Annotated in this window: 19 protein-coding genes; 11 read left to right on the top strand and 8 right to left on the bottom strand. The window is 68.5% G+C overall.

Annotated features, from left to right (window positions below; all coding sequences use genetic code 11):
- Nucleotides 1-142: 142 nt before the first annotated feature.
- The 3 genes from AC1C2T_RS03900 to AC1C2T_RS03890 all read left to right on the top strand — a co-directional run bounded on the left by AC1C2T_RS03900 (nt 143) and on the right by AC1C2T_RS03890 (nt 2,473).
- Nucleotides 143-1,516: a pyridoxal phosphate-dependent decarboxylase family protein gene (locus AC1C2T_RS03900; RefSeq protein ID WP_495361975.1), complete on the top strand. Its 1,374-nt coding sequence runs from the start codon at nt 143-145 to the stop codon at nt 1,514-1,516.
- A 145-nt stretch (nt 1,517-1,661) separates the two neighbouring features.
- Nucleotides 1,662-2,012 (top strand): ArsR/SmtB family transcription factor, encoded by a 351-nt coding sequence (locus tag AC1C2T_RS03895; RefSeq protein ID WP_495361542.1) that lies wholly within the window; start codon nt 1,662-1,664, stop codon nt 2,010-2,012.
- A complete protein-coding gene (locus AC1C2T_RS03890; RefSeq protein WP_495384315.1) occupies nt 2,009-2,473 on the top strand; it encodes an SRPBCC family protein in 465 nt (154 codons plus the stop codon). The genes AC1C2T_RS03895 and AC1C2T_RS03890 overlap by 4 nt, the downstream gene beginning before the upstream one ends.
- Before the next feature lie 153 nt (nt 2,474-2,626).
- Here the strand turns inward: AC1C2T_RS03890 and AC1C2T_RS03885 are convergent, their stop codons facing one another.
- The 4 genes from AC1C2T_RS03885 to AC1C2T_RS03870 all read right to left on the bottom strand — a co-directional run bounded on the left by AC1C2T_RS03885 (nt 2,627) and on the right by AC1C2T_RS03870 (nt 10,435).
- Nucleotides 2,627-5,908 carry a carbohydrate binding domain-containing protein gene (locus AC1C2T_RS03885; RefSeq protein WP_495384314.1) on the bottom strand — a complete coding sequence of 1,094 codons (3,282 nt, stop codon included), beginning with the start codon at nt 5,906-5,908 and terminating at the stop codon, nt 2,627-2,629.
- 35 nt (nt 5,909-5,943) lie between these two features.
- Nucleotides 5,944-6,855, bottom strand: a complete 912-nt coding sequence (locus tag AC1C2T_RS03880; protein ID WP_495384313.1) for an ROK family protein — start codon at nt 6,853-6,855, stop codon at nt 5,944-5,946.
- Nucleotides 6,852-9,428, bottom strand: a complete 2,577-nt coding sequence (locus tag AC1C2T_RS03875; protein WP_495384312.1) for a glycoside hydrolase family 2 protein — start codon at nt 9,426-9,428, stop codon at nt 6,852-6,854. Before AC1C2T_RS03875 ends, AC1C2T_RS03880 begins: the two co-directional genes overlap by 4 nt.
- Nucleotides 9,429-9,559: 131 nt before the next feature.
- Nucleotides 9,560-10,435: a LacI family DNA-binding transcriptional regulator gene (locus AC1C2T_RS03870; protein WP_495384311.1), complete on the bottom strand. Its 876-nt coding sequence runs from the start codon at nt 10,433-10,435 to the stop codon at nt 9,560-9,562.
- Nucleotides 10,436-10,546: 111 nt separating this feature from the next.
- On the opposite strand from AC1C2T_RS03870, the gene AC1C2T_RS03865 reads away from it, so the two are divergent.
- The 5 genes from AC1C2T_RS03865 to AC1C2T_RS03845 all read left to right on the top strand — a co-directional run bounded on the left by AC1C2T_RS03865 (nt 10,547) and on the right by AC1C2T_RS03845 (nt 15,465).
- Complete coding sequence (locus tag AC1C2T_RS03865) at nt 10,547-11,761, top strand: ROK family transcriptional regulator (RefSeq protein WP_495361548.1); 1,215 nt, start codon at nt 10,547-10,549, stop codon at nt 11,759-11,761.
- Nucleotides 11,762-11,927: 166 nt separating this feature from the next.
- The gene (locus AC1C2T_RS03860; RefSeq protein WP_495384310.1) at nt 11,928-13,208 is read left to right on the top strand and encodes an ABC transporter substrate-binding protein; all 1,281 of its coding nucleotides are present in this window, start codon (nt 11,928-11,930) and stop codon (nt 13,206-13,208) included.
- A 46-nt stretch (nt 13,209-13,254) separates the two neighbouring features.
- Complete coding sequence (locus AC1C2T_RS03855) at nt 13,255-14,223, top strand: carbohydrate ABC transporter permease (protein ID WP_495384309.1); 969 nt, start codon at nt 13,255-13,257, stop codon at nt 14,221-14,223.
- On the top strand, nt 14,223-15,044 hold the full coding sequence (locus AC1C2T_RS03850) for a carbohydrate ABC transporter permease (protein ID WP_495384308.1): 822 nt from the start codon (nt 14,223-14,225) through the stop codon (nt 15,042-15,044). Before AC1C2T_RS03855 ends, AC1C2T_RS03850 begins: the two co-directional genes overlap by 1 nt.
- A 16-nt stretch (nt 15,045-15,060) precedes the next feature.
- A complete protein-coding gene (locus AC1C2T_RS03845) occupies nt 15,061-15,465 on the top strand; it encodes a hypothetical protein (protein ID WP_495361552.1) in 405 nt (134 codons plus the stop codon).
- A gap of 22 nt (nt 15,466-15,487) precedes the next feature.
- On the opposite strand, the gene AC1C2T_RS03840 is transcribed toward AC1C2T_RS03845, so the two are convergent.
- Entirely contained in the window at nt 15,488-18,052 is a 2,565-nt protein-coding gene (locus tag AC1C2T_RS03840; protein ID WP_495384307.1) for a glycosyl hydrolase, read from the bottom strand.
- Between the two features lie 211 nt (nt 18,053-18,263).
- Here AC1C2T_RS03840 and AC1C2T_RS03835 point away from each other — a divergent pair, with 211 nt between their 5' ends.
- Nucleotides 18,264-19,670, top strand: a complete 1,407-nt coding sequence (locus AC1C2T_RS03835) for a glycosyl hydrolase (protein WP_495384306.1) — start codon at nt 18,264-18,266, stop codon at nt 19,668-19,670.
- Nucleotides 19,671-19,674: 4 nt separating this feature from the next.
- Here the strand turns inward: AC1C2T_RS03835 and AC1C2T_RS03830 are convergent, their stop codons facing one another.
- From AC1C2T_RS03830 to AC1C2T_RS03820, 3 genes are all read right to left on the bottom strand, one after another.
- On the bottom strand, nt 19,675-20,613 hold the full coding sequence (locus AC1C2T_RS03830) for a BadF/BadG/BcrA/BcrD ATPase family protein (protein WP_495384305.1): 939 nt from the start codon (nt 20,611-20,613) through the stop codon (nt 19,675-19,677).
- Nucleotides 20,614-20,739: 126 nt separating this feature from the next.
- Nucleotides 20,740-20,973, bottom strand: coding sequence for a hypothetical protein (locus tag AC1C2T_RS03825; protein ID WP_495384304.1), 234 nt, complete (start codon nt 20,971-20,973; stop codon nt 20,740-20,742).
- Between the two features lie 66 nt (nt 20,974-21,039).
- Nucleotides 21,040-22,152: a phospholipase D-like domain-containing protein gene (locus AC1C2T_RS03820; protein WP_495384303.1), complete on the bottom strand. Its 1,113-nt coding sequence runs from the start codon at nt 22,150-22,152 to the stop codon at nt 21,040-21,042.
- Nucleotides 22,153-22,297: 145 nt separating this feature from the next.
- On the opposite strand from AC1C2T_RS03820, the gene AC1C2T_RS03815 reads away from it, so the two are divergent.
- The gene (locus AC1C2T_RS03815) at nt 22,298-23,173 is read left to right on the top strand and encodes a carbohydrate kinase family protein (protein ID WP_495384302.1); all 876 of its coding nucleotides are present in this window, start codon (nt 22,298-22,300) and stop codon (nt 23,171-23,173) included.
- A 225-nt stretch (nt 23,174-23,398) separates the two neighbouring features.
- Entirely contained in the window at nt 23,399-23,743 is a 345-nt protein-coding gene (locus AC1C2T_RS03810) for a cupin domain-containing protein (protein WP_495384301.1), read from the top strand.
- Nucleotides 23,744-23,751 lie beyond the last annotated feature (8 nt).

Below are 23,751 nucleotides of genomic sequence, written 5' to 3'. Positions count from 1 at the left end.
TCCCGTGGCCCGCCGGCTTCCGGCGCGTCGAGCCGAAAGGGACATCCGGATGCAGCGCAACGAACCCGCCCGTGGGGCCGACGTCAACTTCAACCTCAACCTCAACCTCAACGCAGACGAGCCGCGCGACCCGGCCACGCGCATGCACTCGACCTCCGACGAGACCTCTCACCTCGTCGACCTCGTGCTTGCATACTCGCGCCGGCGCATCCTCAGCGACGACACCCCGCTCGACAAGCCCGAGACCGAGGCCGAGCTGCGGCGGCTCGCCGGCCGCACGATCGACGAGCAGGGCATCGGTGCGGCCAGGGCCCTCGCACTCTTCGAGCACGTGCTCGCGCCGGCGTGCATCACGACCGACCACCCGCAGTACCTCTCCTTCATTCCGACCGCGCCGACGAAGGCGGCGACGGCGTTCGACCTCGTGGTCTCGGCGAGCGCCCTCTACGGCGGTTCATGGCTCGAGGGCGCCGGTGTCGTCTACGCCGAGAACGAAGTGCTGTCGTGGCTCGGGCGCGAGTTCGGGCTGCCAGCCGGCGCCGGTGGCGTGTTCGTGCAGGGCGGCACGCTCGGCAACCTCTCTGCGCTCGTCGCCGCACGCGAGCACGCGCGCCACCGGCTCGCCGTCGACGGGTCGGATGCCGCGGTGCCTGCCGCGCCCGGTGGTCGCTGGAAAATCGTGTGCAGCGCCGAGGCGCACTCCTCGATCGCCTCGGCCGCTCGCGTCATGGACGTCGAGGTCGTGCCGGTGCGGCCTGCCGACGATGGGATGCTGCGGGGCGCCGACGTTCGGGCGGCACTCGAGGAGCACGGGGCATCCGTCTTCGCCGTCGTCGCCACCGCCGGGTCGACCAACTTCGGCATCGTCGACGACCTCGCCTCGATCGCGGAACTGAAGCGCGAGTTCGACTTCTGGTTCCACGTCGACGGCGCGTATGGGCTCGCCGCCATGCTCTCCCCGCTCGCCCGGCAGCGCTTCGCGGGCGTCGAGCACGCCGACTCGGTGATCGTCGACCCGCACAAGTGGCTGTTCGCGCCGTTCGACGCGTGCGCGCTTATCTACCGCGACCCCGAGAGAGGGCGGCGGGCGCACACGCAGCACGCCGAGTACCTCGACACCCTCACCGAGGGCGGCGACTGGAGTCCGTCGGACTACGCCGCGCATCTCACGCGTCGAGCGCGCGGGCTGCCGCTCTGGTTCTCGCTCGCGACTTACGGCGGCGCTGCGTACCGCGAGGCGATCTCGAGTTCGATCGCGCTCGCGACGCGCATCGCCGAGGAGATCGAGTCGCGCGACGGGCTCACGCTCGTGCGATCGCCCCAGCTCTCGGTCGTGGTGTTCGAGCGCGACGGCTGGTCGAAGTCCGACTACGACACGTGGTCGGCGCGCCTGCTCGATGAGCAGCGCGCCTTCGTGACACCGAGTTCGCACGCGGGCCGCACGAACACCCGCTTCGCGATCGTCAACCCCAACACGACCTTCGAGCACCTGCTCGCGATCCTCGACACGATGTAGTCCCACCGCCGGTCGAGTAGAGCCCGACGAAGGAGGACGCGTATCGAGACCCCGTACCGGGTCTCGATACGCTCGCTGGCGCTCGCTCCTCGACCAACAGAATCGGTTATTGAACTTTTCGGTTCAGTGTCATACACTGAACCACATGGTTCAGCAAGAAGTCCTCGACCCGACAACGCTCGACCGGGCCTTCGCGGCACTCGCCGACGAGACCCGGCGCGGCATCCTGACCAGGCTCGGCAGCGGTTCCGCCACCATCACCGAGCTCGCCGAACCGAGCGGCATGACACTCACCGGCATCCGCAAGCACGTCGACGTACTCGAGACCGCCGGGCTCGTCACGACCGAGAAGGTCGGCCGCGTGCGGCAGGTCAGCCTCGGCACCGAGCGATTGGACGACGCCATGTCGTGGATCACCTTCTACCAGCAACTCTGGGCACGACGCCTCGACGGCCTCGACGCCTACTTCACCCTCACGAAAGGAACGGAATCATGAGCGACACCGCGATGAACGAGACGATCGGACTCCGGCTCCAGCGTCAGCTGCCGGCGACACCCGAGCAGGTGTTCGACGCCTACACCGACGCCGAGAAGCAGAAGGTCTGGTTCTCGATCCTCGATGAAGAGCCCGGCGTCGTCGAGATCGACGTCGACCTGCGGGTCGGCGGCACGCAGACCGCCGTCTGGGGGCCCAACCGCGACACACTGTTCCGCGAGGTGCAGACGTTCCTCGAGATCGACCGCCCGCACCGGCTCGTCACCGAGTCGACCGGTAGCGAGCCCAACGGCACCACCATGACGACGCACGTCGTCATGACGTTCGAGGCGAACGACGGCGGCACGCTCGTGACCGTCGAGCAGACCGGCTTCCCGACGCCCGAGGTGCGCGACTTCTTCCAGACGCAGGTCTGGATCGGCGCGTTCGACCGCATCGAGGCGTTCCTCGCCCGCGGCTGACCCAGGCCAACCCGCTGGCCGAGTAGGCCGCCTGCGGCCCACCCGCCGGTCGAGTAGCGCCCGACGAAGGAGCACGCGTATCGAGACCTCGCACCGGGTCTCGATACGCTCGCTGGCGCTCGCTACTCGACCAACGGGTTGGAAACCGGCGCGTCACCAGAGCACCAGGAGATATCGGGTTCGACTCGTCACAGCGGCGATTCGATCATCGCCGGGGAGATGCGCCGTCACGGCGTGAATACCCGGACGGAGCTTCGGGAGGGTGAGCGCGGCGTTGCCTGAAGCCCCGACTGCGCCGGTGACGACCTTGCCGCCGACACGCACCTCCACGACCTGCCCCTCGACCTCGCCGTCACTGTCGACGTGCACGTTCGCCGTGCTCGCCCGTGACGAGAAGCCGATCGGGAACAGCCGAAGGCCGACGCTCGCGTCGAACTTGACGGGCGGAGCCTCAGTGAGCATCGTGCTGACGTCATCGAGCGTGAGGGTGCCGGCGCCGTCACCACCGAGGTAGAAGCCGAGCTGCGAGACGCTGCTGAGGTCGAGCAAGCCCTCTCCCGCCCACGCGGGCGGAGCGAAGTCGTCGAATGCGATCTCGTAGTGGGTCCACTCCGCGGAGTCGATCGGAAGGCTCGCCTCCCAGAACGCCCCGGCCGCGACGAACTGCACCGAGAGCGTGTCGCCGGGGGTACCGGCGGCGTCGAACTCGAGGCCCTCGTAGCCCCACCAGTTCTGCGCGTCGGCGAAGGTGCGAACCACTCCCGCGTACCCGGGGCCGGTGAGGTCGTATGCGAATGCTCCGGCCCGGGTGGCGCCGGCCGGGTTCTCGGCGAGCGATCCTTCGATCGGCCCCCCGCCGGTGTTGCGCACGTAGGCGGCGTTGAGCGCCGCGTCGTCGGCGTAGGCCTCGAAGTCATCGATGATGAGCGCCTCGGTGGGCAGTTCGGCGGTCGTGAAGGTCGCGACGGCCGGGTCGCCCACAGTGGTGCCCGAGCCGTTCACCGCCTCAACCCGCCATGCGTAGCTCGCCCCCGGCACCAGCTCGGCGGCCACCTGATAGCTCGTGGCCGTCAGAGCTCCCGATGTCTCGACGACGTCCTCGACCGACGCATCGCGGGCAAGGGTGACGCGATAGTAGGCGGCGTCCGCCGCGGCGGTCCACGACAATCGCGACGCGGCCGTCATGCCGACGGCACCGTCGGCCGGGCTGGTGAGCGCGAACGCGCCGGGGATCGTGGGTGCCGGGAGGTTCGGCGAGTACAGCGCGAGCGATCCGAGCTGCGGCGTCCACGGCTCGCCGGCGGCGTCGTTCCACGCCACCTTCACGAAGTCGAGACCGACGAGGCCGCGGACCCGGTAGTCGTAGCGCAGCCAGTTCCCACCGCTGCCGGCGACGGCCGGCTCGATCGGCGTCCACGTGATGCCGTCGGACGATCCCGAGAGCTCGAGCGGCACGACCGGCTGGTCGGGCCAGTACCACGCGGTGAGGTCGAGGCCGCTGATGTCGTCGTAGCTCCAGACCAGCTCAGCCGGATCGGCCGAATCGCGTTTGACCCGCGAGGCGTCGCCGCCGAAGAGCGCAGGGTTCCCCGTATCGACGGACAACGCACCGGAGTGGCTCGACGTTCGGGAGAGGTCGACCATCGGGTCGACGAGGGCGGCGCGCTCGGCGACGCCGTCGATCGAGGCGCGGGAGACCGCGATCCCCGAGTCGGCCGTCCAGGCGATGCGCATGAGGTCGCCTACCAGCTCGGTCGCGACGACGCGCGCCGGCGACGCGGCGACATCGATCTCGATGGCGGCATCCGTCCAGGTCTCTCCGTCGGCGCTGCTCGAGACCTGCAGGTCGAGCGGGTCGCCGGTGTCGACCGAGAACTCGGCCGCGCGTGCTCCCGGCGTCGACCAGGTGAGGGTCGCATCGCCGCCGTCAGTTCCGTCGGCGACGGCGACGGCATGGCCGACGGCCGGGGCGATGGCGACGTTCAGGGCGTCCTCGACGAGCAGGAGGCTCTCGAGCGGGTCGACGAGCACTCCGGATGCGGCATCGACATGCACGACGTCGGAGGCGGGCCCGGCCGTGCCGTCGGACTTCCGCGCCGTGACCCGGTAGCGCACGTCGCCGGTCGCCTCGGTGTCGAGGATCGGGGACTGCTCCGCGGTCGCCTCCGCGACGACACCCCAGTCGCCGCCGCTCACGGAACGCTCGACGAGGTAGTCGGCCGCACCGGCGACACCACGCCACGCGATCGTGTTCAGCCCGCTGGACTTCGCGACCTCGGTGATGAGCGGCTGGTCGAGCGCGATACCGCCGGCCGGCGTGCCGAGCGCCTCGGCGTAGGCCTGAATGGCCGCGGTCTGCTCGCGCATCTTGTCGGTCGTGCCGGGGTGGTGGAGGGTGAAGCCGTCGTCATGGGGCACGAAACCGCCGCGGTCGTTGTGCCCGAACAGCGACCAGAACATCATGCCCGTGACGTCGTCGTTGCCGACGAGCGGATCGAGCAATTCCGACGACGCCGAGTTCGACCCGTACTCGCCGGCGATGTAGACCTTGCCCGCCGCCGTGATCGTCGCGGCATCGGCCGCGACCTTCGACGCGGTCGGCGGGTAGTAGTGCACGTCGACGATGTCGACGAGCGGTGCGTTCAGGGTGTCGGTGTCGATGTCGAACCGGCGGCCGGCCGCGAGCAGCTGCTCGGGCGCGCGCGCCGTGATGAACGCGGCGCGGTCGTTGATCCAGTCGAGGGTCATGCCCTCGAGCTCGTTGCCGAGTTCCCACGCCATGATCGTCGGGTCGTCGACGTACCGCACGCCGGTCAGCGCGTTCGTGCGGGAGAGGATGTGATCGACGTACTCCTCATACGCGGCGATCGCCGCAGGATCCGTATAGAAGTCACCCGGCTCCAGCCCGAGCGGGGTGGTGAAGTCGCGATGACCGCCGTGGTAGTACGCCCACTCGTCGGTCAGGGGCACGATCAGGCGAATGCCGAGGCTGCCCGCATATGCGATGGCGAAGTCGATGGTTCGGAACGCCTCCTCGTTGTATTCGCCGAGGCGCGGCATGATCGCGAGCGGGTTCGCCCCGTCTTGGGAGGTCGAGGTCATCATGTGCGAACGGATGACGCTGACCCCGAGCTCATCGGCGGTGTCGAGTGCGTTCTTGATGCGGAAGAACGTCGGGTAGTCGATTCCCCCCACGTTCTCGTCGAGGCCGAGCCAGTAGGCGTTGGCGCCGTTGAAGCGGAAGGCATCCCCCTCGAGGAGCAGCCGGCCGCCGTCGCGGGTGACGAATTCGGTGTTCACACTGCTCCACTCGGGGTCGGGGGCGGCGGGTGCGGCTGCCGCCGGAGCGGCGCTCAGCTGGCCGGCGGCAACGCCGACGCTCGCAGCAAGGGCGAGGGCGGTGAGCCCGCGGCGGGATCTTGGGCGGAAGGTCATCTCAAGTCTCCTTCGACGTGGATGGTTGCGGCCGGTCAGCTGGCCGGTTCGGGAATCCTGGGTGCGGTGACTCGTGCGTGCGCAAGGGCGAGCGCACCGGTGACGCCGGCGTGATCGCCGAGTTCGGGCCGCACGACGAATCCGACGTGATCGTTCGAGCGGTGGCGGGTGCCGAGCGCGCCTCCGAGTTCGCGCACGAGCGCCGCGCGGGCGGCGTCGAGCATGCCGGGGATCTTCAGCACGCCGCCGCCGATGACGATCCGCTGCGGCACGAGGGAGTAGACGGTCGTGGCGAGGAGCTGCCCGAGGTAATACGCCTCGAGCTGCACCGCGTCGCCGTGCGAGGAGCCGAGGTCGCGCGTGGGTCGCTCCCACCGCGCGGCGATTGCCGGCCCCGATGCGAGGCCTTCGAGGCAGTCGCCGTGGAATGGGCAGCCGCCGGCGTACCGATCGCGGGGGTGACGCCGCATGGGCAGGTGCCCCATCTCGGGATGCCCGGTTCGGGCGACCGGCTCGCCGTGCATGATCGCACCGACGCCGACGCCCGTGCCGACCGTGGCATAGGCGAGGTCCGGGTATCCCACCCCGGCGCCGATGCGGGCCTCGCCGATCGCCGAGCCCGTGGCATCCGACACGAGGTCGTATGGGAGTTCGGACCCGATGAGTTCCGTGATCGCGGTGTGCGACCAGCCGGGCTTGGGCGTGGCCGTGATGGTGCCGAAGTCGGATGACTCCGGGTCGAGGTCGAGCGGACCGAACGAGGCGACGCCCACCGCCTCCAACTCATCGGCATCAGCCCGACTGCTGAGGAACCGGCGGATGCGCTCGCCCGACTCGGCGGGGGTGGTCGTGGGGAACTCGATCGACTCGACGAACTCGAACGGGCGCTCGGGGTCGGCGACCGCGCAGATGATCTTCGTTCCGCCGGTCTCGACTCCCGCGATCACGAGGCCGCCGCCGGCAGGTCGTTCGCCGCACGCAGCATCGCGCCTCCCACGGGGAACCCGTCGCCGTCGATCGACGGCGCCCCCCCGCCGTCGCGGTCGCTGACGAGGAAGGAATGCCGTTCGCCCGGCAGCAGGGTGATGAGCTGCGAATCGCTGCGCAGCGCCCGGCCGGGCAACCCCGCGGCATCCGCGATGCGATCGGGGAAGAGGCACAGGTCGACGAGCACGGATCGGGCCGTGACGGTGACGGTGACACCCGCGGCGGTCTCGGCGGTCTCGACGGTCCAGTCGGCACGGGGCGTCGTCCGGCGACGGTCGGGCCGGAAGTGCCACGTCGCCCGGCCGCCGTCCCAGTCGGCCACGAGGAACTCGTCAGCTGGGTCGGTCGGCGAGGTCAGCTCCGTCGGGAGCGCGACGTGCGCGTTCGAGTCCGCAACGGCCTCGAGCTCGATCTCGGCGCGGCCGAGTTCGATGCCGGCGGAGTTCACCCGTCGCACGGTGACAGCCGTCGCCCACGTCGAGTTGCCGTCGTTGATGGCGACGACCTCGAGTCCGCCGCCTCCGGTCGGATCCTGCGCCCCCCCGGGCTCGAGCGGCTGCAACGTGACGAGGGTGGGCGCGAACGAACGCTGCAGGGCGTGCCAGAGCGGCTTCTCGATGCCGTCGCCGTCGACGGCCGACCAGCTGAGCACCGGCCAGCAGTCGTTCAGCTGCCAGACCACGACGCCCGCGCAACGGTCGCGGCTGCGGAGCCACTCGGTGCCCGCGGCCTGCGCGCGAGCCTGCACGAGCTGGGTGTGGAAGATCCAGTCCTCTTCACGCTCGGCGGCGGGGAAGTACGGTTGCAGGCCCCGTGCGAGCTTGTGCATGCCGTCGCCCGCGCGCATGTGGTGCACAACTTCCGGGTTCTGCGGCAGCAGGTCGCCCTCGGTGACGACCCGGCGGAGCGTCGTCGCTGCCGGTGGGGCGCACCACCCCATCTCCGACACGAACGCCGGCTCGGAGTCGCGGTAGTGCGAGTAGTCGAGGTCGTTCCACTCGTCCCAGAGGTGCGTCGGGCCCGAGGCCGCGTCGCTCGTGAGCGCGCCCGGGATCGTCGACCACGGGCTGTTCGGCACATACGGACGCGTGGGATCGAGTTCGGCGACGACGGCCGGCAACACCCCGGTGTAGAAGCCTTCTCCCCAGGTGCGGCCGCCGAGGATGTCGGGCCAGTCCCACTCCTGGAAGCCCCAGACGCACTCGTTGCCACCGCACCAGACGGCGAGCGACGGATGACTCGACATCCGCGCGACCGCCTGCTCGGCCTCTGCCCGCACGAGCTCTTCCATGCCGCCCGTCTCGTCGTAGCCCGCGCACGCGAAGAGGAAGTCGTGCCAGACGAGCAGCCCACGGCGGTCGCAGCCGTCGAGGAACTCCTCGGTGACGAAGTACCCGCCGCCCCACACCCTGATGAGGTTCGCCGAGCCGTCCTTCGCCTGGTCGAGCCGGTCGGAGAGACGGCGGTCGGTCACCTCGGCGATGAACGGGTCATCGGGGATCCAGTTGTAGCCGCGCACGCGCACACGGCGACCGTTGATCGCGATCGCCCACCGCTCGCCGAGTTCGTCGGGGCTCGTCTCGATGGCGACCGTGCGGAGCCCGACGTTGCGGGTGGTGCGATCGAGTTCAGCCCCCGATTCGTCGGTGATGACGATGTCGAGCCGGTAGAGCGGCTGCTCGCCGTACCCGGCAGGCCACCACAACTGCGGGTCGGCGACGGCGAGCCGCAGCGACGAGTCGCCCGACTGGTGCACGAGCGTCTCGGCGTCGGCGACGACTGTGCCGTCGGGGCCGGAGAGGAGGGCGTGCACCGTCGTCGCCGCCGGCTGCACGCGCTGCACTCGCACGACCGCGTCGACGACCGCCTGCCGGTGGTCGTCGCTGAGCTCGACGAGCGGGCGCACGTGATCGATGCGCGCCGTCCACGCCTCGAGGCGGACCGGCTGCCAGATGCCCGCCGTCACGTAGTGGGGGCCCCAGTCCCAGCCGAAGTTGCAGGCCGATTTCCGCAGGTACGGGTAGGGCTCGTCGTACGGACTCGGCAGCGGGCCGAACTCGCGTTCCCGCGCTGCGGCGGCATCCCAAGCCGAGTCGAAGCGCACCTCGAGCGTGTTCGCGCCGACTTCGAGCAGCTCGCGCACATCCCACCGGTAGGTGAGGTGCTGGTCGCGCGTCTCGGCCACGGTGGTGCCGTTGAGGATGACCTCGGCCACTGTGTCGAGCCCTTCGGCGACGAGCTCGACGGCGTGGGATGTCGCGGGCTGCCAGTCGAACGTGCGGGTGTAGCTCCACCGCGAACGGCCGATCCACGTCTGCCGCAGCTCTCCGAACCCGACGTCGGGGTCGGAGAGGCCGCCCGAACGCATGAGGTCGGTGTGCACCTGTCCCGGCACGATGGCGGGCAGCTCGCGATTGCGAACCTCCGCGGGGGCGTCAGCCGGTCCGTCCAGCCAGCGCAGCGACCATTCGCCGTTCAGGTCGACGATGTGGACGGCGGTGGCGGGCGCGCTCGCGCGGTCGATGAGGGTCATGCAGTGGCTCCAGACGGTCTCCGCCGAGTGCCTCGCCGCTCATGGCGCTGCATCGATGCAGCCGCGGCCGGGGCTCGGAGAGTGATTGTTCCTCCGAACAGAATGCCTTCGCCGGATGCAGGTGTCAATACTTACATGATTAATTTATGTTTTCGTGGCGCGGCGGTGGTCTGACGCTGCACCACCTCGGCGGGAGCCGCCCGGCGAACGGTCGGGGATCGACGGGTGAGCACGTCGAGCACCGCCTTCGCTGCCATCTCGCCGACCGACTGCACGTCGTGGCTCATCGCTGAGAGCTCTGGGGCGGACAGCTGGCAGAGCGAGGAATCGTCCCACGCCAGCAGCGACATGTCACCCGGCACGTCGATGCCGCGATCGGCCGCCGCCTGCAATGCGCCGAGTGCCATCAGGTCGTTGTCGAAGACGACCGCCGTCGGCGCGGCATCCGAACCCATCAGTTGCTCGAGTGACGCGCGACCGGCCTGCTCGGTGTAGTCGGCCTCGATGCGCGAGTGCGCGATGCCGAGCTCGGCGCACGTCTCGTCGAACGTCGTATTGCGAATGATCGTGTGCGCCATGCGGCTCGGACCGCTCACGTGCGCGATCTGCTCGTGCCCGAGCCTGGCGAGGTATCGCACCGCGTCGGCCATCGCCACGTCGTCCTGCGTCCAGACTGCACTGAGACCCTGGGCGGATTCGGGGTCGCCGATCGCGACCGCGGGGAGCCCGAGCTCACGCACGATCTCGGCTCGCGGATCATCGGGAGACAGGTCGACCAGGAGAACAGCGGCGACGTGCCCGTCACGAGCCCAGCGTCGATAGCACTCGATCTCCTCGGCACGGGTCGGCAGCACATGGAGCAGCACCGAGGTGGCGAGCGGCCGCAGCACCCGTTCGGCACCCGCCACGAACTCGTGGAAGTACGGCTCGTCGCCGAGGATCTGGGACGGTCTCGCAAGCACGAGCCCGATCGGCCGTTCGATGTTCGCAACGCCGACTTCGTCCATCACCGCTCCTGTCCTGCTGCCGCGCGATGCAGTCGTCCGCCACCGGTTGTCAACTAACCTACTTGCACGCCCGCAGCCGTGGAGCGGCAGGTGAGAGCGGAGTGGAGTTCGATGGCACGACGTGAATCCTCGGCCGGCCCCGGGAGTCGATCCCTCGTCGTCGACCTCGTTCGTTCGGCGGGTCCGATCAGCCGCGTCGAGCTGACGGAGGCGACCGGCCTGACTCAGCCCGCGATCTCCAACATCGTCCGGAAGCTCATCGAAGACGGGGTCGTGCGCGAGACCGGCACGACCGTCTCGACCGGCGGAAAGCCGCGTTCGCTGCTCGTGATCAACTCGCGGGCGGCGCTCGGAATCGGCATCCAGCTGAGCGTCGAGAGCGCGGTGTTCATCGCCGCAGACACCACCGGCGGCGTCTTCGGCAGGCAACGATTCGACGGAGCGGGCTCCGACGAGCCCGAGCGCGTCGTGCAGCGCCTCGCCCGCAACTACCACGAATTCCTCATCGGGCTCGGGCTCGACGAAGCCAGGGTCGCCGGGCTCGCGATCGTCGCCCCTGGCCCGATCGATGTCGGTCGAGGGCTCGTGCTCGGGCCACCGAACCTTCAACGGTGGCGCCAGTTCCCGCTCCGCGACGCACTCGCCGAGCTCGTCGCCGTGCCCGTACTGGTCGACAACGACTCCGCGGCATCCGCACTCGGCGAGTTCTGGAGCCGGCAGATCTCACGCGAGACCACGTACGCCTGCATCTACATGGGTGCCGGCATCGGCGCCGGCGTGGTCGTCGACGGCTCCCTGTTCCGCGGAGCGAGTTCGAATGCGGCGGAGCTCGGTCACATCTCGATCAATCCGTCGGGCCGACCGTGCTTCTGCGGCAACGTCGGCTGCGTCGAGCGGTACGCCGCGCCACCGGCCGTCGTCGCCGAAGCGCGCCGCGATCGGGAGCTCAGCGAGTCGCTCGGGCTCGACACCGACGACGTCGAGCGGGCGTTCGACATGCTGGCCCGCGCGGCAGTTCAGGGGCATCCAGCAGCCGAGGCGCTCATCGAGACATCCGCTCGCCATGTCGCGGTGGCGACTCTGACCTTCGCGAACCTGCTGGATTTCGATCGGGTGACGCTCGCCGGCTGGGGTTTCGCGATCGCCGGCTCGATCTACGCGAAGGCCATTCGATCAACGCTCGAAGAGCGCGCGTTCGCCCGCGCCGCACACCCGATCGCGGTGGACCTGTCGAGCAACCCCCGCGACACGGCAGCGGTCGGGGCTGCGGCGCTGATGCTGCAAGGCTCGCTCGCACCGGGTCACGGACCGCTCGTCACGCGGTGATCGTCGCCGAGATCCATTCTCGATCATGTCTTGGTTTCATTTACATAAATTAGTAATCTAAGCCTTGACATCGGCGGTGGCCACAGTTCACTCTGGTCACTGCGGATCGACGGACGATCCCCCGCACCTGTCGAAGACGACACTGAGGAGTATCCACACCATGGAAATGAAGCACATTCTGGCGGCAACGGCCGTCGTCGGCCTCCTGGCTGGATGTTCAGCCGGCAACGCCGCGGAGGACGGTGAGATCTCGGGTGAGATCACCGTTCTCACGAACCGCACCGACCTCGCGCAGGACGTGTTCCCCGAGTACGCGGCCGAGTTCGAGAAGAAGTACCCCGGAACCAAGGTGGCGTTCGAGGCCGTCACCGACTACGAGGGCGACGTCACGACGCGACTCAGCTCCGGCGACTACGGCGACGTGCTGCTCATCCCGAACACCGTGCAGCTCGACCAGTTGTCGCAGTTCTTCGAGCCGCTCGGCACCGTCGACGAGCTCGGCGAGACGTACCGCTTCGTCGGCGAGAAGGCCTTCGACGACCAGGTCTACGGCCTATCGCTGGGCGGGGTGGCCAACGGATTCGTCGTCAACCAGCGCGTGTGGGAGGAAGCCGGCATCACCGAGCCGCCCGCGACCCCCGAGGACTTCCTCGAGGGGCTGAAGGCCGTCAAGGCCGAAGGCGCGACACCGTTCTACACGAACTACAAGGACGGCTGGCCGCTCAGCACCTGGAACCAGCAGCGCGCCATCCTGAATGAACTCACCATCAACGAGGACTTCCCGGTCGAGCCCTCACCGTGGGAGGAGGGCAAGCTCCAGTACATCACCGACGGACTGTTGTTCGACATCGTGCACGAGGGCCTCTCCGAGGAGGATCCCCTGACCACGAACTGGGAGGCCTCGAAGGTCATGCTCGGCACCGGCGAGGTCGCGTCCATGCTCCTCGGCTCCTGGGCGACCCCGCAGATGAAGGCCGCGGCCGAAGACGCCGGCGCCGACCCCGACGACATCGCATTCTGGCCGTTCCCCTACCAGGTCGACGACACGTTCCACGCTCGCGTGGAGGGTGACTACAAGGCGGGCGTCAGCATCAACTCCTCCAACAAGGCGACCGCGAACGCGTGGCTCGATTGGTTCGTGAACGAGTCGGGCTTCGCGCAGGACCAGGGCGCCATCCCGACCCCCATCGACAGCGAGCTGCCGCAGGCGATCCAGGACTTCGCCGACACCGGCGTCGAACTGCTCGAGATCCCGCCGGCCACGGGCAACTCCGGCGTCGAGGACGAGATCATCAAGACCTCCGAGATCGATCTCGCCGGGCAGATCTACCGCCAGAAGCTCGTCGACGTGGCGCGTGGTGCCGCCGACGGCGACAAGGACTCCTTCTTCGCAGATCTCAACACCAGATGGAACGATGCGCAGGACCAGGTCCTCGGCAACGAGTAACCGCCTGCTTCACGCACACCGCGGTGCGCTACCGGATGGAATGCCAATGAGCACTACAACCACACAACCACTCGGTGGCGCGCCCGGCGTGCTCGCGGCGGAGATGGAGGGGCGACCGCCCGGCCGCCCCTCCCCCACGCGATCCATTCGGCTGAAGGCGCGTCCGTACACCCCATGGCTCTACCTCGCCCTGGCCCTGGCGCTGCTCCTGACCTTCAGCTACCTGCCGGTCGCGAACATGATCGGCTACAGCTTCACCGACTGGGACGGCATCGACAAGGATCGAAACCTCGTCGGATTCGACAACTACCTCAGGGTCTTCACCGATCCGAAGTACTGGCAGGTCTTCTTCGTCAGCCTCTACTACTTCGTCGCCTCGTTCGTGCAGATCGGCATCGCCCTGTACTTCGCGACGCTCCTCTCGTTCAAGACGCGCTTCCGCAACTTCTTCAAGGGCATCCTCTTCTTCCCGTACCTGCTGAACGGCGTCGCGGTCGGGTTCGTGTTCCTCTACCTGTTCCAGCCCGGCGGCACCCTCGACAGCGTCCTGGCGATCTTCGGGCTCAGTGACGCCCCGCACTGGCTGGGCGACCCCGACATCGCCAACTTCTCGCTCGCAGCGACCTCGGTCTGGCGCTTCACCGGGCTCAGCTTCGTGCTCTTCCTCGGCGCGATCCAGTCGATCCCGGGCGAGCTCTACGAGGCCGCCGAGCTCGACGGGGCGAACAGGTGGCAGCAGTTCCGCTACATCATCGCCCCGGGTATCAAGCGCATCATCAGCCTGTCCTTCATCCTCGCGATCTCGGGCAGCCTCTCGGTCTTCGAGATCCCGTTCGTGATGACCAGCGGCGCGAACGGCACGAGCACCTTCGTGATCCAGACGGTGCAGACCGCGTTCAACTTCCGGCAGGTCGGGCTGGCGTCGGCGATGGCCGTCGTCCTGCTGATCCTCGTACTCGTCGTCACCTGGGTGCAGCGTCGTCTCGCCCCCGACAAGGATGTGACCCTCAGCTGATGCGCCACCTCGTCTCCACCGGAAAGTACACCTCGCTCATCGTCGCGACGCTCGTCGTGCTCGTGCCGCTCGGCGTCGTGCTGTTCGCCGCATTCAAGACGCGCGAGGAGTACAGCACGACCGGACCGCTCGCGCCGCCCGGCAACTGGTTCAATCTCGAGAACTTCGTCACGGCGTTCACCCGCGGCAACATGCTGCTCGGCTTCGCGAACACGACGTTCATCCTCGTCATCGCCGTCGCCGGCACCATCCTCATCGGCACGATGGCCGCGTACGCGCTGGACCGCTTCGACTTCCGCGGCAAGAAGCTAGTGTTCGCGTTGTTCCTCATCGCGACGCTCGTGCCCGGCGTCACCACCCAGGTCGCGACCTTCCAGATCGTGAAGAGCTTCGGCCTCGTGAACACGCCGTGGTCGGCGATCATCCTCTACATGGGCACGGACATCATCTCGATCTACATCTTCGTGCAGTTCATGCAGTCGATCCCGAAGAGCCTCGATGAGGCGGCACTCGTCGACGGCGCGTCGCGGTTCACGATCTACCGCAAGATCGTCCTGCCGCTCCTCACCCCCGCGATCGCCACCGTGGTCATCATCAAGGGCATCGCGATCTACAACGAGTTCTACATACCGTTCCTCTACATGCCCAAGAGTTCGCTCGCCGTGATCTCGACCGCGCTCTTCAACTTCAAGGGTCCGTACGGCGCGCAGTGGGAGGTGATCGCGGCCGGCACGATGATCGTCATCATTCCGACGGTGATCATCTTCCTGGTGCTTCAGCGGTGGATCTACAACGGCGTCACGGCGGGTGCGACGAAGTGACGGATGCCGCGGCGCGGTGATCGCAGAAGTCCGTGAGGGTCGCGTTCGCGGATGCCGCATCGAGACCCCCGACGGAGCCGCGCTCGACCTGCTCATCGGCACGAATGCCAACGACGGCAGTGGGTGGGTCGACTGCCGCGGCGGGAATGACCCCGGGGTCACCTCCGCGTTCGGCCGTGAGCTGCGGGGGGCGCTGCCGGATGTCTCGGCTTCGACCTTCCTCGACGCGCTCGCCTCCGACCTCGGCCGTGCCATGACGGCCGCCTTCGTCCGCGATGGGTCGCCGGCTCGTTCGCCGACCCACTCGCTGCCGTGGCCCGAGTACGGTCGCGCCCGGGCGACCATGATGCTCGCGATGCCGCCGCGCGCGGCCCTCGACCCGCGCGGCGGCATCCGTCGGCTGTTCGCCCGCGCACGCTAGCGCGGCGCGCGAGCGTGACACTCTAGCGCCGGCCGTGCGCACCACGCCCGACGGTGAACGTCACCGACGAGGTGCGCGATCCGAGCTCCGGGTCGGCACCCGGGAGTGTCGCGGTGACCGTGAGCAGGTACTCGTCGCGGTCGAGCTTGCGGGCGGGGTCGAACGACCAACTGCCGTCGGCGTCGACGTCGAGGTCGCCGCGCACCGGTCGGCTGGAGGGCTGGTGTCCATGCCCGTGCCCTGACTTCGATCGCTCGATGATGCGCTCGAGCACGACCTCGACGTCGGTGCCCGCCGGCGCCGTTCCCTCGAGGTCGGCCTTGTGCCAGACGGTCGCGCCGTCCTCGAGGTCATCGAAGGCGGGTGCGGCGATGCGGATGCCGAGTCCGGTGAGAGTCGCAGTGCCTCCTCCGGATGCCTCGACGACGGCGTCGAACCTGGCCCCGACCGGCAGCGTCGTCGGATCGATCCTCCAGCTCCCGGCATCCGTCGCCGTCGCGGTGCCGACCACCTCGCCCGCGACCGTGATCGAGACCGAAGCGCCGGGACGTGCCGTGCCCGAGAAGCCCGGCGCGACGTCCGACGTCGCTCCCTCGGCGGGCTCCGACACGACGAGCGTGTTGTCGCGCGTCGTGAACCGCGGCGTGCCCGACGCGCCGATGCTGTGCTCGTAGTACGCGGCCATCGCCTCGGAGGTGTTGTAGTTCCAGGTGCGTACGCCCCACGGCATCGCGAGGGTCCAGTCGGGTTGCGCCGCGAGCTCACCCTGCGTCGGGAAGACGAACGTCTCTCCGATGATCACGGGCTTGCCGTGCTCCTCGGCGATGCTCGTCGCCTGATCGTAGTGGCGCTGCTGGTACCCGAGCGGGTCGTAGAAGTCCACGGAGAGCACGTCGTAGTAGTCCGCGCCGGGGCTGAACTGACGCCAGTCGTTGGCGTCGTACTCGGCGAGACCGCCCTCGAGTCCCTCGTAGCGGTCGAATTTCGCGTCGCCGTCGGCGAAGCCGTAGTCGTCGGGCAGGTCCTGGATGTTCCACACCCAGACGATGTTGCTGAGGCCCTTCTCCTGCTCGAGATAGTCGTGGAACATGCGGTAGAGCCCCGGGCTGCCCTCGACTTCGGGGGTTCCGGCGAGGTCGGGGCGACCGCCCCACCAGAACACGTGCTGGTTCATCTCGTGGAACGGACGGAGCATCACCGTCACCCCGGCGTCTTCGAGCTGTTGCAGGAACCGCGCGTATTCATCCATCCGTAGCTTCCAGTTGGTGTTCAGGGCGCTGCCGTCGGTCATGAGCTCCTCCCACTGGTCGTTGTAGAGGTAGCTGAAGATGCGGTTGGGGCTCGGCAGCGTCTCGTGCGCCTGGTCGCCGCCCCAGTCGCCCGCGGGCTCCTCGGCGACGGTGTACTGCGGCGGCGAGACGTGGAACATGATCTGCACGAGGTTGCCGTTAGCCCATTGCCGCTCGACCTCGTCGATCATGTTCTGCCGGTACTGCACGGTGCCGCCCGTGAGGAAGTCGGCGGAGTACAGGGCGGGGTAGACCCCGAACTGGTTCGCCACGCGCTGGTGGAGCGTGTCGTTCGTCGCGGGATTCGAGTAGCTCTGGTCGTGGTGCATCGCCGAGAGCACGCCATGACCGGTCAGTTGATCGAGATACTCGACGACATCGAGCGCCGGCGGAAGGTCGACCACGGTGACCTTCAGCTCGGCGTCGACGTCGAGCGTGAACGTGGTGCCGTGGGTGAAAAGCTTCACCTGCTGCAGGTGCACAGCGACGACGCCCTCTGCCGCGAAGTCGCCTTTGGGCGTGAACCGGTCGTACGCGGGCAGCACCGCCTCGTCTGAGGAGGTGTACGAGACCTGCACGATGCGCGCATCGGCCGGGATCGTCGCCGTCTGGTTCAGGAGCGCCACGAGGTTGCCGACGCCGTCGGCGACGAGGTCGGTCGTGTTGAAGCCGATCGTCGGCGCGGTCGGTCGTTCGTCGAAGACGAGCTCGATCTCGTCGAACACGATCGAGCCTCCCGGCACCCCGCCGGCCTGGTTCGCGTAGATCGCGAACGACGTGACGCCCTTCGTGTTGAGCGTGCCCGAGCCCGACTTCGGCCGGAACTGGGCGATCGGGATCTGCAGGTGCTGCGGCGCGGTCGACTCGGCATCGAAGCCCGGCACGGTGTTGAGGTGCGCCTCGTACGAGGCGCCGTCCGACAGTTGCAGGAGTACATCCTGGCCCGGCGCACCGTTCTGCACCCAGAGGTCGACCGATCGGAGTCCCGGCCAGTAGCCGTTCACCGTACGTGACCGGCCGCTGTACCCACTGCGGTAGGTGTAGTCGAGCTGGAGGGCGTTGCCGAACTCGGCGCCGAACGGCGACGGCATGAGCGTCGCCGTGCTCGCCCCGCCGTTGGGGTTCGATCCGTAGACAGATGCCACGGCTGCGCTGTCGGCGTAGGCGGAGAAGTCATCGAGCGCCTCCCGGTACTCCGCTCCCGACTCCCCGCCGGGCTCGGCGGCGGCCGGTGCCGCAATGAGTCCCGCGAGCATCACCACCGTGGAGCCGAGAATCAGTGAACGTCGAGCGCGCATGAACGGCGCCATATGGCCAACCCCTTTGTCGTCTGACTTCTGCGTACGCGAACTGTCTAGCAGCGGCATCCAGTCTGCGGCAAGACTTTCATTAATTGTTAATGAAAGCCTTGACAGCGAGGCCGGTCCGCGGAATCCTGTCGAGGGACAACCGCAACGACGGGGTGATGGTCGCGCGGCGACGACCTGTCCACGACTCTTGGGAGCAACGATGCGAACTTGGATTCGGAACTGGACGGCGCTTGCACTCGGCGCCCTGCTGGCGGTGGGCACGATCGCGGCCGCCGAGCCTGCTCAGGCCTTCCCCGCCCGCGACAAGCAGGCGGTGATCGACTACCTGACGTCGATCGCGGGCACCGGGATCGTCTCGGGTCAGCACAACAAGGAGCCCGCGAACCAGCCGGCGCAGTACACGCAGCAGGTGAACAACATCACGGGCCAGTGGCCCGGACTCTGGGGCGGCGACCTCATGTTCCGCTCCTCAGATGCCGCGAACCGGCAGCTCGTGGTGAACGAGGCGATCAACCAGTGGCAGAACGGCTCGCTCGTGGCTCTGACGTGGCACGTCTGCCCGCCGACCGGGCCGGCGACCTGCGAGTTCGAAGGCGGCGTGAAGTCGAGCATCACGCAGACCCAGTTCGAACAGATCGTCACGGGCGGCACTGCCCTGAACACCACGTGGCGCCAACGGATGGAGCAGGTGGTGCCCTACCTGCTGCAACTGCGCGATGCCGGCGTGCCGGTGCTCTGGCGCCCATTCCACGAGATGAACGAGACGTGGAACTGGTGGGGCGGCCGCTCGGGCGTGACCGGTGGCGCGAAGATCTTCCAGCAGATGCGCGACTACTTCGACAGTCGCGGCCTCACGAACCTCATCTGGGTCTGGAACGTGCAGGACAGCGCCGCGGGCGACTGGGCGAACTACTACCCGGGCGGTGACTACGTCGACGTCGCCTCGCTCGACGTCTGGTACAAGAGCCACCCGAGCAACGCCGACTACCAGCAGCTGCAGTCCATCGCCGGCTCGAAGCCGATCGCGATCGCCGAGATGGGCAAGGCGCCGAACAGCTCGCTGCTGACGAGCCAGACCCGATGGAGCTACTTCATGATCTGGTCCGAACAGTTGCTCGGCAACAACACGAACGCCGAGATCCAGGCCGCGTACTTCCACCAACGGGTGCTGAACCGCGGCGAGGTCGTGCTCCCCGACACGGGCTCGCCGACCGCGACCGGACCGATCACCGGTCTCGCGGGCAAGTGCGTCGACGCCGCGGCATCCGGAACCGCCAACGGCACCGCCGTGCAGCTCTACACGTGCGCGAGTGGCGTCGCCCAGACCTGGACGATGGCCGCCGACGGGACCATCCGCAACCCCAACGCAGGCAGGTGCGTCGACGTCACCGGGCAGGGCACGGCGAACAGCACGAAAATCCAGCTCTGGGACTGCAACGGCTCAGGTGCCCAGCAGTGGGTCTACAGTGCGAGCGCGCAAAGCCTGCGCAACCCCCAGTCGGGAAGGTGCCTCGACGTGACCGGACAGAGCTCGGTCGACGGCACGCTCCTGCAGATCTGGGACTGCAACGGCCAGGCGAACCAGCGCTGGACCGTGCCGTCCTGACGCGTCAGGCCGTCGCGCGCGCGATGTGCGCGGCGAGTGCGCTCGTCGGCGCAACGTCGGCGAGCGCGGCGGCGCCGTCGAGCGGGTGCGCCTCGCCGAGCCGGATCTCGGCGCCGGGCAACGTCGCGCGCACGGCCGAGACGAAGTCGCGCCCCAGCACGGCACCCGCGAAGAGGCCGCCGACTCCGCGCACCCGCGGCTCCGGGGCATCCGCTGCGCCCACGCGCCGAAGGCCTGCGAGAGCGGATGCCGCGAGCTCACGCGCAGCCCCCGCCACGAGCGACCCCGCGACGGCGTCACCGGCCGCTGCGGCCTCGGCGACGGCCCTGGCGTACGACGCGACGCGCTGCACGCGCTCGGGGTCACCCTGCAACTCGATGTACGCCGACTCGAGGTCAGGGAAGTCCGCACGCACGATGTCGGTCAGCGCTGTGGCGTGACCGCGGCCGTCGTGGTGCCGCATGACGGCATCGAGCCCGGCCCGGCCGAGCCAGAATCCGCTTCCGGCGTCACCGATGAGGTAGCCCCATCCATCGACCCGGGCGATGTCGGTGACTCCGACGGCGAGGGTCACGACGCCGGTGCCTGCCGCGACCACGACGCCGGGCTCGTCGCCGAGCGCGCCGAGGTAGGCGGTGATGGAGTCATGCGCGAGGTGCACGCTGCGCGCGCCGATCAGCGCGGCCGAGGCGAGCAGGTAGCCGGCGTCGGTCTCGTCGTCGGTGAGCCCCGAGACGCCGAGCCCGACACGTTCGGCAGTGTGCCCGGCTCCGTGCGCCTGTTCGATGATGCGGGCGAGCTGCGGCAGCAGCGGCAGGTCGGTGCGAATACCGGGCGCCGACCACTCCGTGACCCCCGAGGCATCCGCGTGCCGGATCTTGATGCCGGATTGCCCTGCGTCGATCGCGAGCGTGCTCGTCGCATTCACGGTGTACTGCTCCATTCACGGGAACGCTCGGCGACCAGACTGCGAGCGATTTGGCCTCGGGCACCGGCGACTGCAAGCCCGCCCGAACCGCGGAGACGACGCTATCAGGTGGCTCCGAGGCGCGCGCCACGTGCGGGAGGGTCAGGCGGTGGCGTCACCGGCCGGCGACTCAGGGGGCGCCGGCGCCTCGGGATACGCGGATGCCTCGGCGAGCAGCAGCTCGGTCTGCACACGACGCCACCGCGCGGTCGCATTCAGCGCATTGGCCGCCGCGATCAACAGCAGAATGAGAAAGACGAGGGCTGTGAGCAGCGCCAGCGCGAACAGCACCCACACGATGCCGTACATCCAGGAGAAGTTGAAGAGCTCGAACATCCCTCGACCGTAGCGGCCATCAGTGCATCAGCCGAGACTCCCGACAGATTGTGCAGAACTCGATGCTCAGGGCACGACAGGCACCGGCGACGAGAGGTCGTCGATGATGCGGTCGATCTCGGTGAGGGCGTAACGGGCGAGCACCCGCTGCGCGACATCCGCGGGGCTGCCCTGTTCTTCTTCGAGGTCGCCGATGACGATGATGTTCTCGTCGTTGAGGGTGTTCGCGGGTGACGTGTAGTTGAAGCTGCCGACGATGATGAGCCGCTCGTCGATGACCATGAGCTTGTGGTGGAGCTTGCGCACCCCCGTGTTGCGCTTGTTCGCGAAGAGCTCGACGTCGCCTCGGCCGAGGTCGCTCGTCGCCGCCCACTTCGCCGCGCCCTGGCCGCGGTCGAGCACACCGCGGATGCGCGTGACGAGCGGCCGCAGGCGGATCATCGTGTCGTCGATGCCGGATGACTGGGCGAACGTGAACATCGCGAAGTCGATGCTCTCGCGGGCCTTCAGCATCTGCTTCATGATCTCCATCTCGGGTCCGTGCCGCGGGGCGAAGAGCGGCTTCACCCGCACCTCGGGCAGGTCGAACTCCTTCGGTCGCGGTTCGACGCGCTCGTGCATGTCGCCGAACGTGCCGGAGCGCATGCGTTCGAACTCGCGCAGGTACTCGGTCGCGGCGTGCTGGCCGTGCAGCACGACGACGTGGTTGAGGTTCTGGCCGGCGTCGATTCCGGATGCCTCGTTCTTGCCGGTGTCGGTGAGGGTGAAGTTGGTCGAGCCCGTGAGCACGGCGGCCGTCGGCTTGCCCGAATCACGCACGATGAACTTCTGGTGGAAGATCTTCGGATTCAGGTCGCTGACGACGTCGACCCTCGCCTTCAGCAGGGCGCCCTGAATGATGCGATTCTCTTCATGCGCACCCGTGACGCCCCACGGGTCCTCGAGGGCTTTCTCCTCGGTGAGGTAATCGCCCTCGAGGATGACCCGCACCCGCACGCCGCGGAGCTTCGCCGCGAGGATCGCCTTGGCGATCGGGCGCGAGTCGATCTCCTGCACGGCGATCGCGAGGTTGTGCTTCGCCTCGTCGATGAAGTCGCGCACCGCCTGGTCGAGATCGTCAGGGCCGCCGACCTCGGTCGGTCCCATGTACAGCTCGACTCCGCCGATGGTGACCGGCATGGCGCACCCCTTTCATGAGTGTTCCTCACTCAAGCGTGACCCAGCTCGCCCGCCCGAGCATCAGTGCCGACCCGGAACTCCGTTGGTCGAGTAGCGAGCGCCAGCGAGCGCATCGAGACCCACCGCACCGCTACGCTGGCGAACCATGAACTCGCCCATCGTCATCTCCGGACCCGCCGCCTGGAACCGCATCGTCTACCTCGACCACCTCCCCGTGCCCGTGCCGCACATGCAGTTCGCACTCGACGACTACGAGACCGTCGGCGGCACCTCTGCGGGCAAGGCACTGGGGCTCGCCGGGCTCGGTCGGCCGGTGCTGCTGCACACGCTCATCGGCGACGACGACGAGGGCCGTCGCGTGCAGGGCGCGCTCGAAGCATCCGGTGTCGAGCTCGCGAGCCTGCCCGCCGCACGCACCGAGAGCCACCTGAACCTCATGACGCGTGCCGGCGAGCGCGTCTCGCTCTACCTCTCAGCACCCGCCGATCCGGGTACGCCGCCGACGGGCGAACTGACGCAGGCGATGACGGATGCCCCGGCGATCGTGCTCGACCTCTCGGAGCGTTCGCGCGCGCTCATCGACGCAGCGCGCGCGACCGGTCGCCCGATCTGGACCGACATCCACGACTACGACGGCAGCGCCGACTTCCACCGGCCCTTCATCGCGGCCGCCGACTGGATCTTCATGAACGCCGACCGCATCGGCGATGACCCACGGCCCTTCATGGAGGAGTGCGTGCGCGGCGGGGCATCCGTCGTCGTGTGCACGCTCGGTGCGCAGGGCGCGATCGCGATCGACACTGCTGCAGCAGACGGCCGGATGCAGCTGGCCGACGTCGCGGCGGTGCCGGTCGAGGTGCTCGACACCAACGGGGCCGGCGATGCGTTCATGGCCGGAGTGCTCGACGCGCACTTGGCCGGTGCTCCGCTCGCGGACGCCCTGGCGGCCGGCTCGCGCCATGCCGCGACGGTGCTGACCACGCGCCACCTGCACCCCGTACTCGACGGCGCGCTCGCGTAGCCCGCGCGGCTGCGGTTCTCGTTGGTCGAGTAGTGAGCGCACCATCCGTTGGTCGAGTAGTGAGCGCACCATCCGTTGGTCGAGTAGCGAGCGCCAGCGAACGTATCGAGACCCGTTGCGAGGTCTCGATACGGCCGCGAGCGGCCTACTCGACCAACGGATGGCGCCCGCGTGCGGTCTCAAGTCGCCCGGTGTACCGTGTCCGTCGAACGTGGGGAGCACACGATGGTTCTGATGCACCAGCGCAGCGGCGTCGCCGAAGACGACGTCTTCTGGCACGAATCGATCGAGGGAACGTCGATCGGCTCAGAGGTGTCACTCATCCTCACGTACAACGCGAAAGACGGGTCGGGGCCGCGGCTGCACTTGCATCCGTACACCGAGACCTTCGTCATCCGCCACGGGCGCGCGCTGTTCACGGTCGGCGACGAACAGCTGGAGGCGGTCGGCGGTCACGTACTCGTCGTGCCGGCGCAGACTCCGCACAAGTTCGTGATCATCGGGCCCGAGGCCCTCATCTCCACGCACATCCACGCGAGCCCGACCTTCATCACCGAATGGCTCGAGTGACGCGCACG

The sequence above is a fragment of the Agromyces sp. Y558 genome, from assembly GCF_059445415.1.
This window is presented reverse-complemented; position numbering and strand designations above follow the sequence as displayed.

Coding starts and splice junctions, on each gene's coding strand:
- AC1C2T_RS03830 (WP_495384305.1), bottom strand. CDS start 20,613: ATGGAGCAGTACACCGTGAATGCGACGAGCACGCTCGCGATCGACGCA.
- AC1C2T_RS03850 (WP_495384308.1), top strand. CDS start 14,223: ATGCGCCACCTCGTCTCCACCGGAAAGTACACCTCGCTCATCGTCGCG.
- AC1C2T_RS03810 (WP_495384301.1), top strand. CDS start 23,399: ATGGTTCTGATGCACCAGCGCAGCGGCGTCGCCGAAGACGACGTCTTC.
- AC1C2T_RS03855 (WP_495384309.1), top strand. CDS start 13,255: ATGAGCACTACAACCACACAACCACTCGGTGGCGCGCCCGGCGTGCTC.
- AC1C2T_RS03875 (WP_495384312.1), bottom strand. CDS start 9,428: ATGACCCTCATCGACCGCGCGAGCGCGCCCGCCACCGCCGTCCACATC.
- AC1C2T_RS03890 (WP_495384315.1), top strand. CDS start 2,009: ATGAGCGACACCGCGATGAACGAGACGATCGGACTCCGGCTCCAGCGT.
- AC1C2T_RS03895 (WP_495361542.1), top strand. CDS start 1,662: ATGGTTCAGCAAGAAGTCCTCGACCCGACAACGCTCGACCGGGCCTTC.
- AC1C2T_RS03835 (WP_495384306.1), top strand. CDS start 18,264: ATGCGAACTTGGATTCGGAACTGGACGGCGCTTGCACTCGGCGCCCTG.
- AC1C2T_RS03870 (WP_495384311.1), bottom strand. CDS start 10,435: ATGGACGAAGTCGGCGTTGCGAACATCGAACGGCCGATCGGGCTCGTG.
- AC1C2T_RS03840 (WP_495384307.1), bottom strand. CDS start 18,052: ATGCGCGCTCGACGTTCACTGATTCTCGGCTCCACGGTGGTGATGCTC.
- AC1C2T_RS03900 (WP_495361975.1), top strand. CDS start 143: ATGCACTCGACCTCCGACGAGACCTCTCACCTCGTCGACCTCGTGCTT.
- AC1C2T_RS03820 (WP_495384303.1), bottom strand. CDS start 22,152: ATGCCGGTCACCATCGGCGGAGTCGAGCTGTACATGGGACCGACCGAG.
- AC1C2T_RS03865 (WP_495361548.1), top strand. CDS start 10,547: ATGGCACGACGTGAATCCTCGGCCGGCCCCGGGAGTCGATCCCTCGTC.
- AC1C2T_RS03815 (WP_495384302.1), top strand. CDS start 22,298: ATGAACTCGCCCATCGTCATCTCCGGACCCGCCGCCTGGAACCGCATC.
- AC1C2T_RS03825 (WP_495384304.1), bottom strand. CDS start 20,973: ATGTTCGAGCTCTTCAACTTCTCCTGGATGTACGGCATCGTGTGGGTG.
- AC1C2T_RS03885 (WP_495384314.1), bottom strand. CDS start 5,908: ATGACCTTCCGCCCAAGATCCCGCCGCGGGCTCACCGCCCTCGCCCTT.
- AC1C2T_RS03860 (WP_495384310.1), top strand. CDS start 11,928: ATGAAGCACATTCTGGCGGCAACGGCCGTCGTCGGCCTCCTGGCTGGA.